This window comes from Cellulomonas sp. P24 (genome assembly GCF_024704385.1).
Lineage (GTDB): Bacteria > Actinomycetota > Actinomycetes > Actinomycetales > Cellulomonadaceae > JAJDFX01.
On record NZ_JAJDFX010000002.1, the window covers coordinates 2,095,586 to 2,110,434 of the forward strand.

The following is a 14,849-nucleotide window of genomic DNA, read 5'->3' on the forward strand; positions in this document are numbered from 1 at the left end:
CACCGTCGGGCCGGGCGGCGGGACTAGGCCTCGGGGCCGTCGGCGCCGTCCTTGTCGCGGCGGGCCATCGTGGCGAGCATCGCGTTGTACTCGTCGAGCTCGGGGTCGCCGTCGCGGTCCACCCGACGGTCCCGGTTCCGCGCGGTGCGCTCGTCGGACCGCGACCATGCGAACGCGACGGCCAGGGCGAGTGCCAACGTCGGCAGCTCGCCGATGCCCCATGCGATCGCCCCGCCGCGCTGCTGGTCCGCGATCGCCGACAGGCCCCACGGGCGGCCGAGCACACCGAACCACTCCGGGACCAGCAGGACCTCGCTGCTCATCAGCGTCACGCCGAAGAACGCGTGGAAGCCCATCGTCGCGAACAGCAGCAGGATCCGCTGCGGGTAGCCCGGCCGGGTGGGACCGGGATCGATGCCGACGATCGCGTTGGCGAACAGGTATCCCGCGAGGCTGAAGTGCACGACCATCGCGGCGTGGCCCACGTACGTCGACAGGGCCAGACCGAACAGCCCCGAGTAGTAGAAGACGATCATCGACCCGGCGAAGTTCACCGCGGCGACGATCGGGTTCGACATGAAGCGCGCGACGTGCGAGCCGACGATCGTGAGGATCCACTCGCGCGGCCCCCGCGACCCGTCGGTCCGGGACGGCAACGCCCGCAGTGCGAGCGTCACCGGCGCCGCGAGCACCAGGAAGATCGGGATGACCATCACGAGCAGCATGTGCTCGACCATGTGGGCGCTGAAGAGCACGTGACCGTACGCGCCCGGACCGCCGGACGTCGTCCAGACGAACAGCACCATCCCGGCGACCCACGAGACCGTGCGCCCGAGCGGCCAGCTGTCACCGCGCGCGCGCAACCGCCGCACCCACTGCAGGTACACGACGAGGCCTGCGGCGGCGGCGAACGTCAGCAGCAGGTCCCAGTGCCACTCGGTCAGCCACCGGATCCCGGTGAGCGGCGGCGGCAGCAGGTGCCCGGTCACGATCTCGGCGGGAGTCGGGTTCGGGACGGCGACCTGCGGGACCGGCGGCTCGCTCGCCGCGAGCGCCACCGCGACTCCCGTCACCGCGCCCATCACCGCGAGCTCGACCGCGACCAGCCGCCAGAACAGCCGGCCCGCGGCCGTGCGGACCGAGACCGGGCCGGTGGCGGCCATCAGGCCGGGGATCACCGACCGGCGGTGCAGGAACCCCAGCCCACCCAGCACCAGGAAGATCGCGACCTTCGCCAGGACGAGCACCCCGTACCGGGTGGCGAGGCCGTCCCACCCGCCGACCCGGATCGCCGCGTTCGCGATCCCGGAGACGGCAACCGCGGGGGAAGCACCACCCGGCGATCACCGAGTAGCGGGCCACCGACGGGCCCAGGTCCGTGCCGAGCCGCCCGGCGAGCATCGCCAGGACGGCGAGCGCCCCGATCCACACCCCGGCACCGACGAGGTGAAGGAACAACGACGAGATCGCGAGCTCGTGAGAGTCGCCGGCCGCCGCCGAGTGCCCGGTCTCGGCCTGCATCGCGAGGGCCCCCATGACGAGCACCGCCAACCAGGCCGCGCCCGACGGGGACGTGACGAGCAGCGCGAACGTGCCGGTGACCGCGGCGATCACCGTCACCGAGAGCAGCACCTTGCCCAGCCCGAGCTGGGTCACGAACAGCCCGAGCTGCTGGCCGAACCCGGCGGAGCCGACCGGGGTGCCGGCCACGTTCGCGTACGTCAGGACGAGGTGCACGACGGAGATCACCGCCCACGCCGTCCCGGCATAACCCGCAACGCGCAGGCTCAGCAGGTAGGCGCGACCGTCGGCCCGGTCCCGGGGGGTGCGCGCACCGGGTGCGGTCGCTGCCGCCCGCGGGAGCACCCCGGCCGCGAGGACCAGCGCGCCCAGCGTGACCGCACCGGCGAGCTCGCGGAGCACCTCGGCGAGCGGAAGACCCCAGCGGACGACGGGCCCGCTGTCGAGAAGAGCGGTCGGCAGCGCGGCGCCGGTCACCGTGAGCGCGAGGACGACCGTGACCAGGCCGACCAGCGGGAGGGCGGCGACGCGCACCGGGGTGGCGTACACACGCACCCGGTCAGCGCCGACGGCCGGGGGTCTCCCCGGTCGGGGCCCGACGGTCGCCGGGGGGCTGGCGGTCACCGTGATCGGCGGCGCGCGACGAGGATGCCGGCGGCGCCCACCCCGGCGACGAGAATCACGATCCCGGCCACGAGACCCGGGCTCAGGCCGTCGCTGCTGCCCGTGCCGGCCGAGGGGGTCGGCGACGGCGCGATCACGGTGTCACCGGTGGACGACGTGGTGGGGGCCGCCGCAGCGTTCGCGGCGGCAGTCGCCGTGGGGGCCGGGGTCGCCGCCGTGGGGGGCAGGGCCGGCGGCACCGGTCGCGGTGAAGGTGAAGGAGCCGCTGATGGGGTGCCCGTCGGTCGACGTGATGCGCCAGGCCACCGTGTACGTCCCGGCCGGTCGGCTGTCGACGAGGTGCTCGGACACGGACGCGCCGTTGAGCACGACGTCCCCGGTCGACACGACCGACCCGTCGGGCCCGATCACCCGGATCTGCGACCCGAGGGCCTGGGCGGGCTCGTTGAACACGAGGGTGACAGCTGCGGGGGCGACGGCGACCGTCGAGCCGTCGGCCGGGTCGGTCGAGGCGAGGGTGTCGTGCGCGGAGGCCGTCGTCGCACCCGTGACCAGCCCGAGGACCACGACGGCGACCACAGCGAGGAACCGCCCCGGGGCGAGGGACCGGCGCGAGGGCGCGTGCGAAGCGGCAGAGGCGGGTCTGGGCACCGGATCACGGTAACTCGGCGCCTGCCGCACCGCCGCATCCAGGGGTCGGCGGCACTCTCGTCGGGCGCGCAGCTCGAGGCCGTGGAAAATCGGTCGAGACGATGTCGGTGCCGGGGAATACTGTGCCCGATGGTTGCGGTTAGCAACCGTTGTGCGCCGCCGCGCACGACGTCGCGACCGCACCGCCCTGCACCCGCTGCACCGCCACCCGCACGCCGCCGTGCACCCACTGCATCCCACTCACCCATGCTGCGAGAGGCCTTCCGTGACCCAGTCGACCCCCACCGCACCACCGGACACGAGCGCCACGCACGGCCCGTCGCACCGCGAGATCGTCACGATCCTCGGCGGCCTGATGATCGGGATGTTCCTGGCTGCGCTCGACCAGACCATCGTCGCGACGTCGATCCGCACGATCGGTGACGACCTGCACGGCCTCGAGCTCCAGGCCTGGGTGACGACCGCCTACCTGATCACCTCGACGATCGCGACGCCGCTGTACGGCAAGCTCTCCGACGTCTACGGGCGCAAGCCGTTCTACCTGCTCGCGATCTCGCTGTTCCTCGTCGGGTCGTTGCTGTCCGGCACCGCGCACTCGATGTACCAGCTCGCGATCTACCGCGGCGTGCAGGGGCTCGGCGCCGGCGGCCTGATGTCCCTCGCGATCACGATCCTCGGCGACCTCGTCCCGCCGCGCGAACGTGCGCGCTACCAGGCGTACTTCCTCGCCGTGTTCGGCACGTCGTCCGTGCTCGGTCCGGTCATCGGCGGCTTCTTCGCCGGGGCGTCGTCGATCCTCGGCATCACCGGGTGGCGCTGGGTGTTCCTCGTCAACCTGCCGATCGGGATCATCGGGCTGTTCGTCATCACCCGCGTGCTGCACCTGCCGCCGATCCCGAAGATCCAGCACAAGATCGACTGGCAGGGTGCGGTCGCCCTGGTGATCGGCCTCGTGCCGCTGCTGCTGATCGCCGAGCAGGGTCGCTCGTGGGGCTGGACGTCGACCTCGGCGCTGCTCTGCTACGGCACCGGAGCGCTCGGCCTGGCGCTGTTCGTGCTCGCGGAGCGCGTCGCCGGCAAGGACGCGCTGCTGCCGCTGTACCTGTTCCGGAACAAGACGTTCTCGATCAGCGCGGGCGCCAACGTCGTCATCGGCCTCGGGATGTTCGGCGGCCTCGCGACCCTCCCGCTGTACCTGCAGATCGCCAAGGGCATGACGCCGACGCAGGCCGGGCTCACGCTGATCCCGCTGACCCTCGGCATCATGATCGGCTCGGTCATCGCCGGTCAGCTCGTGGCGAAGACCGGTCGCTACAAGGTGTTCCCGATCATCGGGACGATCCTGCTCGGCATCGGCGCGCTCCTCATGTCACGGCTCCAGCCGGAGACGACGCTCGCCGTCGTCGGTCTCGACTCGATCGTGTTCGGTCTGGGCCTGGGCCTGACGATGCAGCCGCTGGTTCTCGCGGTGCAGAACGCCGTCCCGCCGCGCGAGATGGGTGTCGCGACCAGCTCGTCGCTGTTCTTCCGTCAGGTCGGCGGCACGCTCGGCACCGCGGTGTTCCTGTCGATCCTGTTCTCGACGGTCGGCGACAAGATCGCGACGGCGTTCGCCCGGATCGCCCCGGCGGCCGACTTCCAGGCCGCCCTCAAGGACCCGGCCGTGCTCGCGAACCCGGCGAACGCCCCGGTGGTGAACATGGTCACCGGTCACGGGGCGGTGCCGTCGCTCAACGACTCGTCGTTCATCACTGCGCTCGACCCGCGGCTCGCCAAGCCGTTCCTCGAGGGGTTCGCCAACTCGATCGACCTCGTGCTCCTGATCGCCGCCGCGATCATGGTGCTCGGCGTGTTCTTCACGGCGATCCTGCCGGAGCTCGCTCTCCAGAACCGCTCGGGCATCCAGAACCGGCTCGACGACGAGCGCGCCGAGGCCGAGGCAGCGGCCGCCGCCGCCGTCATCTGACCCACCACCCACCCACCGCGGCTCAAGTGGAGCGAAGTGTCGCGACACGCCCGCGTGTCGCGACACTTTCGCTCCACTTGACCGGCCGCTGGCGTGGGAGCGCGGGGGGTGTCAGCCCCAGACGAGCGCCTGAGCGGGGTCCTCCAGGACGGCGCCGACGTCGGCCAGCACGCGTGACCCCAGCTCGCCGTCGACCAGTCGGTGGTCGACGCTCAGCGCGAGCTGGGTGATGAACCGCTTGCGGATCTTGCCCTTGTGGACCCACGGCTGCTCGCGGATCGCGCCGAACGCGAGGATCGCCGCCTCGCCCGGGTTGAGGATCGGGGTCCCGGTGTCGATGCCGAACACCCCGACGTTCGTGATCGTGATGGTCCCGTCGCTCATGTCCGACGGCGACGTCTTGCCCGCGCGGGCCGTCGCCGTGAGACCGGCCAGACCCTGCGCGAGCTCCTTGAGGCGCATCCGGTGCGCGTCCTTGATGTTGGGGACCATCAACCCCCGAGGTGTCGCGGCGGCGATCCCGAGGTTGACGTAGTGCTTGTAGACGATCTCCTGGCTCGCCTCGTCCCAGCTCGCGTTGACGTCCGGGTGCCGGTCGACCGCGAGGAGCAGGGCCTTGGCCGCGATCAGCAGCGGGGTCACCCGCACGTCCGCGAACTCCCGGTCCTCGCGCAGCCGGGCGACGAGGCGCATCGTCCGCGTGACGTCGACCGTCTGGAACACCGTCACGTGCGGGGCCGTGAACGCGCTGGTCACCATCGCCTCGGCCGTGCGCTTGCGCACGCTCTTGACCGGGACGCGCGTCTGGCGCCCGTCCGCCGAGACCGAGCCGGAGGCCAGCCAGGGGACGTCGTCCGCCGGGTAGGTCGCGAGCGTGCGGCCCTCGGCGCGTGCGGCGTAGGCGAGCACGTCCTCGCGCGTGACGATCCCGCCCGGACCGGTTCCCACCACGCTGTCGAGGTCGACCCCGAGGTCGCGCGCGACCTTCCGGACCGGTGGCTTGGCGAGGGCGTGCGTCCCGCCGGAGGCGCTGCGACCGGCGGCCCGCTCCGCGGACCCGTTGCCCGCCGCGACGACCGACGGGGCGTCCTGGCGGGGGCCGGTGACCGACGCCGGTGCCGGCACGGCAGAGGTGGGGGTCGGCGCGGACGAGCCGGACGCAGGGGTCGAGCCGGACGCGAGGGTCGACGCCGGTGCCGGCACGGTGGCGGCCAGGTCCGGTGCGGACGTCGACACGGCAGTGGCATCGCCGGCTGGTTCCCTGATCGGGTCGCCGGCAGCCGCGGGGGCGCCGCGTCGTGCGCGCCGAACTCCGGTGTGCTCGCCGACCCCGTAACCGACGAGGACCGCGGGACCGTGGCCCTCCTCGGACGGCAGGGCGTCGTCGACCGGGCGCGTCCGCGCACCGGTCGGATCGGTGTCGATCACGATGATCGGGGTACCGACCTCGACCGTGACACCGGTCTCGACCAGCAGCTCCGCCACGACGCCGGCGAACGGGCTGGGCAGCTCGACGATCGACTTGGCGGTCTCGATCTCGACGAGGGCCTGGTTGACCGCGACCGTGTCCCCCACGGCGACGGACCACGAGACGATCTCTGCCTCGGTCAGCCCCTCCCCCGCGTCGGGAAGCCGGAACTCCTCAAAGGTCGGCACGCAAGCTCCAATCTCCATCCCCCTCCGCCGAGATCGGACGTCCGGCGCGAGATCGTCACGTTCAACGTGCGATCTCGCGCCCAACCTACGATCTCGGCGGGATGTGGGGTGGGCGGGTGGGTTAGTAGGCCAGGGAACGGTCGACGGCGTCGAGGATGCGGTCGAGGGACGGGAGGTACTCGTGCTCCAGCTTGGAGACCGGGTACGGGATGTGGAAGCCGCCGACCCGCAGGACGGGGGCCTGCAGGTGGTAGAAGCACTCCTCGGTGATGCGCGCCGCAACCTCGGCGCCGGTGCCGTACAGGACGGGTGCCTCGTGGACCACGACGCACCGGCCGGTCCGCCGCACCGACGCCGCGACAGTCTCGGCGTCCAACGGTGAGAGCGTCCGCAGGTCGACGACCTCGATGCTCGTCCCCTCCGCCGCGGCGGCGTCCGCGACCTTGAGGCACGTGCCGACCGTCGGGCCGTAGCCGACCAGCGTCAGGTCCGTGCCCGGGCGGACGACGACGGCACGGTCCAGCCCCGTCTCGCCGGTGGCGGCGTCGACCAGCGGGGCGTCGAGGTCGACGTCCCCCTTGTCCCAGTACCGGCCCTTCGGCTCGAAGAACAGCACGGGGTCCGGCGACGCGACGGCCTGCTGGATCATCACGAACGCGTCCGCCGGCGTGGACGGGGACACCACCCGCAGCCCGGCGGTGTGCGCGAACAGCACCTCCGGCGACTCGCTGTGGTGCTCGATCGCCCCGATGCCGCCCCCGTACGGGACCCGGATGACGACCGGGAGGCTCAGACGGCCCTGCGAGCGGTAGTGCATCCGCGAGAGCTGGGAGGTGATCTGGTCGAACGCCGGGTAGATGAACCCGTCGAACTGGATCTCGCACACCGACCGGTACCCGCGCAGCGCCAGGCCGATCGCGGTCCCGACGATCCCGGACTCGGCGAGCGGGGTGTCGACCACCCGCTCCGACCCGAAGTCCTTGTGGAGACCGTCGGTCACCCGGAACACGCCGCCCAGCGCGCCGATGTCCTCACCCATGAGCAGGACCTTCGGGTCGCTCTCGAGCGCGCGCCTGAGCCCCAGGTTGATCGCCTTCGCGAGCGTGATCCGCTGCGTCCCGGTCGTCGTGCTCATCGGTGCGCCCCCTCGTCGCCTCCGAGGAAGGAGGCCTCGTACTCCTGGAACCACGCCCTCTCGGCGTCGACGACGGCGTTCGGTCCCGCGTACACGTGCTCGAACATCGAGCTCGTCGACGGGCGTCCCATCGCGTGGACCGTCGACCGGATCCGCTCGGCGAGGGCACCGGCCTCCGCGTCGAGCTCGGCCTCGAACTCTGCCGGCAGCTCGCCCTCGGCGACGAGCAACGCCCGCAACCGGTCGATCGGGTCGCGTTGGCGCCAGTACTCCTCCTCGGCGGCGCTGCGGTACCGGGACGGGTCGTCGGAGGTGGTGTGGGCACCCATCCGGTACGTGAACGCCTCGACGAACGTGGGGCCGCCGCCGGACCGGGCGCGCTCGAGTGCCTCCGCGGTCACGGCGTAGCACGCCAGCACGTCGTTGCCGTCGACCCGCACGCTCGGCACCCCGAACCCCGGCCCGCGATCGGCGAGCGGCACACGCGCCTGGTGCGTCGTCGACTCCGAGATCGCCCACTGGTTGTTCTGGCAGAACAGCACGAGACCGGCGTTGTTGACCGCGGAGAAGACGAGCGCCTCGTTGACGTCCCCCTGGGAGGTCGCGCCGTCGCCGAAGTAGGTGATGACCGCCATGTCGCGGTCGGGGTCACCGGTCCCGACGAGGCCGTCGCGCTGGACGCCCATCGCGTAGCCGGTCGCGTGGAGCGTGTGCGAGCCGATCACGAGCGTGTACAGGTGGAAGTTGTGGTCGTCCGGGTTCCACCCGCCGTGGTCGATGCCCCGGAAGAGGCGCAGCAGGTTCGCCAGATCGACACCGCGCGTGTGGGCCACCCCGTGCTCCCGGTACGACGGGAACACGTAGTCCTGAGGGGCGAGAGCTCGACCGGACCCGACCTGTGCGGCCTCCTGGCCGAGGCTCTGCGCCCAGAGCCCGAGCTCACCCTGCCGCTGCAGCGCGGTCGCCTCGTTGTCGAACCGCCTCACCAGCACCATGTCGCGGTACATGCCGCGCAGCGCGTCGGCATCGAGGTGCGCGATCCGCGGGCTGTAGTCGGGGTGCTCGACCCGCTCACCCGCCGGGGTGAGCAGCTGCACGAGGTCGGAATCCGTGAGGGGGCCGGTCTGGCTCACGCGGATCTCCTTCGAGGCGAGGGGCAGGGGCAGGACGGGCAGACCTTCCGGCACAGGACGGAACCTGCAACCTACGACAACGTAGGCTACGGGTCCGTAGGTTGTCGTGGAAGGCGTCCGACAACGTCGGGGGCCCACCCTTGTGCGACTCCCACCATGGCGGCCCGACACCCTGCCCGCCACTCGTCCTCAGACGCTCGCAGCCCGGCGACGTCTCACCTCACGTCCGGGTCGCGCTGCTCGCGGACGACGGACGGCGACGCAGCCGGGGCCTCGGCGGGCTCCTGTCGGGGCACCGGACCGCCGTCGCCTGTCGCGGGAGGCGGTCCGTACCCCGCCGGGTACGGCATCGCGGTGAACGTCGGTGGTGCGACGACCGGAAGCGTGGCCGACGCCGCCGTGGCAGGTCGATGGACCGGAACCGCGCCGGACGCAGGGCCCGACGACCTGGCGGGCACATGCGGAGCCCGTGACGGAGCCCCAGTCGTCACGCCGGGCGGCGTGACGGTCACGCCGGGTGGCGGCGCGGTCACGCCGGGTGGCGGCGCGGTCACGCCGGGTGGCGGCGCGGTCACGCCGGGTGGCGGCGCGGTGGACACCGGCACACCCTCCGGTGGAGGCGCGGTCACGGGCCCCCCACCAGGTGGCACCGCGGCGGTCGCCGCCGCGTCCGGCGGCCGCACGGAGGTCAGGGACTCGGCTCCCTCGGGGGACATCGGCGGCGCGACGTACGGCGTCATCCCTCCCAGCCGCGGGATGAGGGTGAGCCGCCGCTCGGCGTCGGCGAGCCGGCTCTCGACGGGCCACTGCACCGTCGCGAACATCACGAGGAGCACGAGGTTCACGCCGGGCACGAAGACGCCGATCGCCCACCACGGGGAGTACCCGGCCTTGCGGACCACCCGGATGACCAGCGCGATCAGGAGCATGACGGTCGCCAGGGCGACTCCCGCGAGGACGAGGGGCATCGCCGCCTCGATGCGGTCGAGCGTGTCGTTCATTCGCGCCCCCGAGTGAAGGATGCGGCCGCGCCCGGACGGTCACCCGACCCGAGCAGGCTGCACGGGTCCATTCTGTGGCATGACACGCCGCGACCGCCGATCGACAGGCGAAGCGAGGCGCAACCGGTTCAGCGCCAGCGTGCGGCGATCTGCAGGAAGAGGTCCGTCGCCTCGGGCTCGCCGACGCTCACCCGCATCCCGTCGCCGGCGAACGGTCGCACGAGGACGCCCGCGCGTGCCGCCTCGCTCGCGCACGCGGAAGTGCGATCGGCCAGGTCGAGCCAGACGAAGTTGGCCTGGCTCTCGGGGACCACCCAGCCCTGAGCCCGGAGCCCGGCGAGCAGTCGCGTGCGCTCGGCCACGATCGCCTCGACCCGCACCATGAGCTCGCGCTCGGAGCGGAGGGAGGCCAGGGCAGCGAGCTGCGCCAGGTGGGAGACACCGAACGGCGTCGAGGCGGCGCGGATGCCGGCGGCGAGCCGCGGAGGCGCGACGGCGAACCCGACGCGGAGGCCCGCGAGGCCGTAGGCCTTGGAGAACGTCCGGAGCACGACGACGCGACGAGACCCGGCGAAGGCCGCGAGCGCGTCGGCGGCCTCCGGGTCGCGCACGAACTCGACGTACGCCTCGTCGAGCACGACGAGGACGTCCTCCGGCACGGAGTCGAGGAACGCGGCGAGCTCCGCCGCCCGCACCGCCGGTCCGGTCGGGTTGTTCGGCGTGCAGACGAGCACGACCTTGGTCCGGTCGGTCACCGCCGCGGCCATCGCCGGGAGGTCGAGCCTGCCACCGTCCGCGAGCGGAACGGGGACGCCCACCCCACCGGCCAAGGAGATGGCGATCGGGTAGGCCTCGAAGGATCTCCACGGGAGCACGACCTCGTCGCCCGGTTCGCAGACGGCCGACAGCACGTGCCCGAGCACCGCGACAGACCCGCAACCGGCGACGACGGTGCTCGGGTCGACCCCGAGCGATCGGGCGATCGCCTCGGTGAGCTCGGTCGCGTACATGTCGGGGTAGCGGTTGACGTCCACCGCCCCGTCCGCGATCGCCGAGACCACCGACGGGAGCGGCGGGTAGGGGTTCTCGTTCGAGGAGAGCTTGAAGGCGGCCGCTCCGACGGGCACGCGGGCACCGGGGACGTACGGGGGAAGGTCGGCGAGGGCACGGCGCAGCGGCACACGAGGGCTGGACACGCCACCAGCATGCCATCGCGACGAACGGGCGAAGCGCCGTGACGAACCGGCGTCGCGATGCAAGGATCAGGTGCATGACCTTCGTCTGGCGCGTCCTTGTCAATGCGATCGCGATCTGGCTCGCCCAGGAGCTGCTCAGCGGCATCACAGTCGTCGACGACGGCACCACGTCGGGTCGGGTCTTCGTCCTCATCGGGGTCGGGCTGATCTTCGGGCTCGTCAACGCGGTCGTGAAGCCGATCGTGAAGTTCTTCGCGTTTCCGCTGTACGTCCTCACACTCGGCTTGTTCACCCTGGTCGTGAACGCGTTGATGCTCCTGCTGACCGCGTGGATCACCCAGCAGCTCAGCTGGGGCCTGAAGGTCGACACGTTCGGGACTGCCGTGATCGGCGCGCTCATCATCTCCGTCGTCTCCTTCATCCTGAGCAGGGTGGGATCGGACAAGCGCCGCCGCTGAGCGGGGCCACCACGGGGACGACCGGGATCCGCGGCGGAGCGAGCACGGTCCCGAACGGGTTCTTCAGGGCCGGGATCGCCTGAGCGACCGGAAGCGTTCGCACCGGGTCGGGCAGGCAGAACGGCGGTTCATCGTCCGACGACCGGTCGGCCACGACCCGGGTCCCCTGGAACACCGTCGTGGTGACCTGGTCGCCCGGCGCACCGGTGACCTCGGCCGCTGCGTCGCGCCACGCGGCGATCGACGGATGGTCCGAGGCGTCGACCTCCGCAGCGGTGCCGGCGTAGATGTCGAGGTCATGGGATCCGACGAGGGTCCCGGCCGCCTCGACCTCTCGTGGGTCGTCCGATCCCGAGAGGTCACGCACGACGGTCGTCACGTTCGGGGCGTCCGGGTTCGGGGTCCCGTCGACGGACGGGACGAGGTCCGACCGGTTCTCGAGCGCGAGCGTCTGCGTCTTCGTGGGGACGTCCATCACCCCGATCGGCGAGCCGAGCGTCAGGACGGAACGGACGTCGTAGGTCGTCGCGAACGCCGGGTCGCCGGCCAGCCGCGCGGCGACCATGCCGCCTTGGCTGTGCCCCGCGAGCAGGACCGCCTCACCTGCTCGGGCGCCCGCCGACCGCAGGGCTTGGCTGACGAGCGCGCTGCTGTCGTCGGGTGTGCCGGCCATGGCGGCCAGGTTGGTGGCGTTGTCGAAGGGGTTGGAGCCTGACCCCAGGCTCATCGACTGGGTGCCCGGGATCGCCACGACCCAGCCCCGGCTGCCGTCTGCGTGCTCGACCCGCTGGACGACCACCGACCCGGGTCCCGCCCGCTGGGCGGCCCGGATCGCCAGCGCCGCGTCCGTCGTGGTCCTGACCGGGGCCAGCGCCGGTGACGAGATCGCCGTCACGGAGAGGGGTCGACGCGGGAGGCCGCGAGCCAGGCCGGCAGCGGAACGCTCGACCGCCGACCGGCCCGGTCCGAGGTCCCAGAATGCGGACGGGAGCGCGCCGTCGAGAGCTCCGCCGAGCCCGGCCACCAGGCGCTCGGCACCCGCGCGCTGGAACGCGGTGAGGAGCGACCCGCGGGTCAGGCCCTCATCGCTTCCGACGGCCTCGGCCACGGTCGCGAGACCGACCTCCTCGACGACCACACCGGCGGCCAGGCCCCTGAGCGGGGTGGCACGAAGAAGATGGCCGAGCACGCTCCCGGACGCGGCGATCAGCCCACGCGTCGCCCGGTCGGCGGTGCTCTCGGCCTGCTGGTAGGTGTCGGCCGCACGTCCGAGCCCGGAGGCGAGGGCACGACACCGCTGTGCGGCGGCCCGCACCGAGGCGTCCCCGTGCCGGAGCGTGTCGAGGGAACCGAGCGCCCAGGTGGCGGCACTCGGCGCGATCGCCACGCGCGAGCGCAACCAGTCGGCCTCGACGTCGACGACCGTAGCCGCGCGGTCGAGCCGCGCTGCCGCACCGACCAGGGCCTGCGCCGTGGCACGGAGGTCGCTGAGCCGCGCCGTGGTGCCCCCGCGACCCCCGGTGACGACGAGGTCGTCACCCATCAGAGGTGCGCCCGCCACGGCACCCAGGTGTCCTGGGTGCCGCCGAGCCCCACTCGGGGGTCCGCGAGCGCGGACGCCGCCCGGCGCGCCGCCTCGCCGACGGCCACGTGAGCGGAGTCGACGGCTCGGAACGCGCCCTCGAGCCCACGCGTGAGGTGCACGGTGACGCCGATGAGCTCGGCGAGCACGGCACGGTAGCGGTCGGCGGCGTCGGAGACCCAGTCGACCCCGTCGGCAGCCTCGAGGACGCGTCGGGCCGCCTCGACCTCACGCTCGGCGGCCTGGATCGTGGTGACGCGGGTGGGAACGCACATGCTCATGGCCGGCACGCTAGGAGCAGCGGTCGGCTCCGGGTCGACCGGCATCGGATCGCCGTGGGCCCATCGGCATGTCGCGAGCCTGTGGTCGGGTCGCGCCTCCTGGTGGCACCCCTCTGTGGACCGAGCCGGGACCAGCCCGCACGACCGTGGAAGGATGCGTGACATGCCTGACGCCGCCCGCACCCGCCTCGCCGACATCACGCCGCCGATCGCCCTCGGCCCGCTCGACGGGCGGTACCGCGCCGCCGTCGCCGCGCTCACCGACCACCTCTCGGAGCCGGCACTGAACCGCGAGCGTGTCCACGTCGAGGTCGAGTGGCTGATCCACCTGACCGGTCGCCAGGTCGTGCCCGGTGCGCCCCGCCTCTCCGCGGCCGAGCAGGCCTACCTCCGCGACGTCGTGGCGACCTTCGGGGCCGAGCAGATCGAGGCCCTCGGGGCGATCGAGCGCGTCACGGTCCACGACGTCAAGGCGGTCGAGTACTTCCTCAAGGACCGGCTCGCGGCGGCGCCCGACGTCCTCGGCCCGGAGACCGTGCTGCCGTCCGTCGGGGAGCTGGTGCACTTCGCGTGCACGAGTGAGGACATCAACAACCTCTCCTACGCGCTCATGGTCAAGGGGGCGGTGACCGAGGTCTGGCTGCCCGCGGCCCGGGCGCTCGTCGCGCAGCTCGCGGACATGGCCCGCGAGAACGCCGCGATCCCGATGCTCGCCCGCACCCACGGTCAGCCGGCGACGCCGACGACCCTCGGCAAGGAGCTCGCCGTGCTGGCGCACCGGCTCGGTCGGCAGCTGCGCCGGATCGAGGGCACCGAGTACCTCGGCAAGCTCAACGGTGCGACCGGAACCTACGGCGCGCACCTCGCCGCCGTCCCGGGCGCCGACTGGCCGGTCGAGTCACGCGTGTTCGTCGAGGGTCTCGGGCTCACCTGGAACCCGCTGACGACGCAGATCGAGTCGCACGACTGGCAGGCCGAGCTCTACGCCGACGTCGCGCGGTTCAACCGGATCCTGCACAACCTCGCGACGGACGTCTGGACCTACATCTCGCTCGGCGTCTTCCGGCAGATCCCCGTCGCGGGCGCCACGGGCTCCTCGACGATGCCGCACAAGGTGAACCCGATCAGGTTCGAGAACGCCGAGGCGAACCTCGAGATCTCCTCCGCCCTCCTCGACACGCTCGGCGCGACGCTCGTCACCTCTCGCCTCCAGCGGGACCTCACCGACTCGACGACGCAGCGCAACATCGGGCCGGCATTCGGCCACTCCCTCCTCGCGATCGACAACCTCCGTCGCGGGCTGACCGCGCTCGACGTCGACGTCGAGCTGCTCGCGCGTGACCTCGACGCCAACTGGGAGGTGTTGGGTGAGCCCGTCCAGTCGGCGATGCGTGCCGCGTCGGTCGCCGGGGTCACGGGGATGCAGAACCCGTACGAGCGGCTCAAGGAGCTGACTCGGGGGAAGCGGCTGACAGGCGCAGACATGCGCGAGTTCATCGCCGGCCTCGGGTTGCCCGAGGACGTCGCGGCCCGGTTGACGGCGATGACGCCCGCCACGTACACGGGAGCTGCGGAGTCGCTCGTCGGCTACCTGGACGTCTGAGGCGGCCCTCGCTGACACGGTCCTCCCACGCGGCCCTCGTCG

General features: G+C 72.5%; 14 protein-coding genes. 4 read left to right on the plus strand and 10 right to left on the minus strand.

Annotation, left to right across the window (positions count from 1 at the left end; translation table 11 throughout):
- Positions 1–23: 23 nt before the first annotated feature.
- Positions 24–1,304, minus strand: a complete 1,281-nt coding sequence (locus tag LJB74_RS09755; RefSeq protein ID WP_310650889.1) for a bifunctional copper resistance protein CopD/cytochrome c oxidase assembly protein — start codon at positions 1,302–1,304, stop codon at positions 24–26.
- A 230-nt stretch (positions 1,305–1,534) separates the two neighbouring features.
- Here LJB74_RS09755 and LJB74_RS09760 point away from each other — a divergent pair, with 230 nt between their 5' ends.
- Positions 1,535–1,771, plus strand: a complete 237-nt coding sequence (locus LJB74_RS09760; RefSeq protein WP_259308354.1) for a hypothetical protein — start codon at positions 1,535–1,537, stop codon at positions 1,769–1,771.
- A gap of 370 nt (positions 1,772–2,141) precedes the next feature.
- Here LJB74_RS09760 and LJB74_RS09765 read toward each other — a convergent pair whose 3' ends face one another.
- Positions 2,142–2,282 carry a hypothetical protein gene (locus tag LJB74_RS09765; RefSeq protein ID WP_259308355.1) on the minus strand — a complete coding sequence of 47 codons (141 nt, stop codon included), beginning with the start codon at positions 2,280–2,282 and terminating at the stop codon, positions 2,142–2,144.
- A 4-nt stretch (positions 2,283–2,286) separates the two neighbouring features.
- Positions 2,287–2,796, minus strand: a complete 510-nt coding sequence (locus LJB74_RS09770) for a copper resistance CopC family protein (RefSeq protein WP_259308356.1) — start codon at positions 2,794–2,796, stop codon at positions 2,287–2,289.
- A 265-nt stretch (positions 2,797–3,061) separates the two neighbouring features.
- Here LJB74_RS09770 and LJB74_RS09775 point away from each other — a divergent pair, with 265 nt between their 5' ends.
- Positions 3,062–4,762, plus strand: coding sequence for an MDR family MFS transporter (locus LJB74_RS09775; RefSeq protein ID WP_259308357.1), 1,701 nt, complete (start codon positions 3,062–3,064; stop codon positions 4,760–4,762).
- Positions 4,763–4,873: 111 nt separating this feature from the next.
- Here LJB74_RS09775 and LJB74_RS09780 read toward each other — a convergent pair whose 3' ends face one another.
- The 5 genes from LJB74_RS09780 to hisC form a co-directional block, all read right to left on the minus strand.
- On the minus strand, positions 4,874–6,418 hold the full coding sequence (locus LJB74_RS09780) for a 2-oxo acid dehydrogenase subunit E2 (protein ID WP_259308358.1): 1,545 nt from the start codon (positions 6,416–6,418) through the stop codon (positions 4,874–4,876).
- Positions 6,419–6,539: 121 nt separating this feature from the next.
- Complete coding sequence (locus tag LJB74_RS09785; protein WP_259308359.1) at positions 6,540–7,553, minus strand: alpha-ketoacid dehydrogenase subunit beta; 1,014 nt, start codon at positions 7,551–7,553, stop codon at positions 6,540–6,542.
- Positions 7,550–8,692: a pyruvate dehydrogenase (acetyl-transferring) E1 component subunit alpha gene (pdhA, locus tag LJB74_RS09790; RefSeq protein ID WP_396125224.1), complete on the minus strand. Its 1,143-nt coding sequence runs from the start codon at positions 8,690–8,692 to the stop codon at positions 7,550–7,552. The genes LJB74_RS09785 and pdhA overlap by 4 nt, the downstream gene beginning before the upstream one ends.
- Positions 8,693–8,901: 209 nt before the next feature.
- Positions 8,902–9,687: a hypothetical protein gene (locus LJB74_RS09795; RefSeq protein WP_259308361.1), complete on the minus strand. Its 786-nt coding sequence runs from the start codon at positions 9,685–9,687 to the stop codon at positions 8,902–8,904.
- Between the two features lie 128 nt (positions 9,688–9,815).
- Positions 9,816–10,883 carry a histidinol-phosphate transaminase gene (hisC, locus tag LJB74_RS09800; RefSeq protein WP_259308362.1) on the minus strand — a complete coding sequence of 356 codons (1,068 nt, stop codon included), beginning with the start codon at positions 10,881–10,883 and terminating at the stop codon, positions 9,816–9,818.
- A 74-nt stretch (positions 10,884–10,957) separates the two neighbouring features.
- Between hisC and LJB74_RS09805 the strand changes: the two genes are divergently transcribed.
- Positions 10,958–11,341: a phage holin family protein gene (locus LJB74_RS09805; RefSeq protein WP_259308363.1), complete on the plus strand. Its 384-nt coding sequence runs from the start codon at positions 10,958–10,960 to the stop codon at positions 11,339–11,341.
- Here the strand turns inward: LJB74_RS09805 and LJB74_RS09810 are convergent.
- Together LJB74_RS09810 and LJB74_RS09815 are read right to left on the minus strand one after the other, a co-directional pair.
- On the minus strand, positions 11,301–12,902 hold the full coding sequence (locus LJB74_RS09810; RefSeq protein ID WP_259308364.1) for a hypothetical protein: 1,602 nt from the start codon (positions 12,900–12,902) through the stop codon (positions 11,301–11,303). The two genes, LJB74_RS09805 and LJB74_RS09810, sit on opposite strands and share 41 nt — an antisense overlap.
- Complete coding sequence (locus LJB74_RS09815) at positions 12,884–13,204, minus strand: hypothetical protein (protein WP_259308365.1); 321 nt, start codon at positions 13,202–13,204, stop codon at positions 12,884–12,886. Before LJB74_RS09815 ends, LJB74_RS09810 begins: the two co-directional genes overlap by 19 nt.
- A 163-nt stretch (positions 13,205–13,367) precedes the next feature.
- Here LJB74_RS09815 and purB point away from each other — a divergent pair, with 163 nt between their 5' ends.
- A complete protein-coding gene (gene purB, locus LJB74_RS09820) occupies positions 13,368–14,807 on the plus strand; it encodes an adenylosuccinate lyase (protein ID WP_259308366.1) in 1,440 nt (479 codons plus the stop codon).
- Positions 14,808–14,849 lie beyond the last annotated feature (42 nt).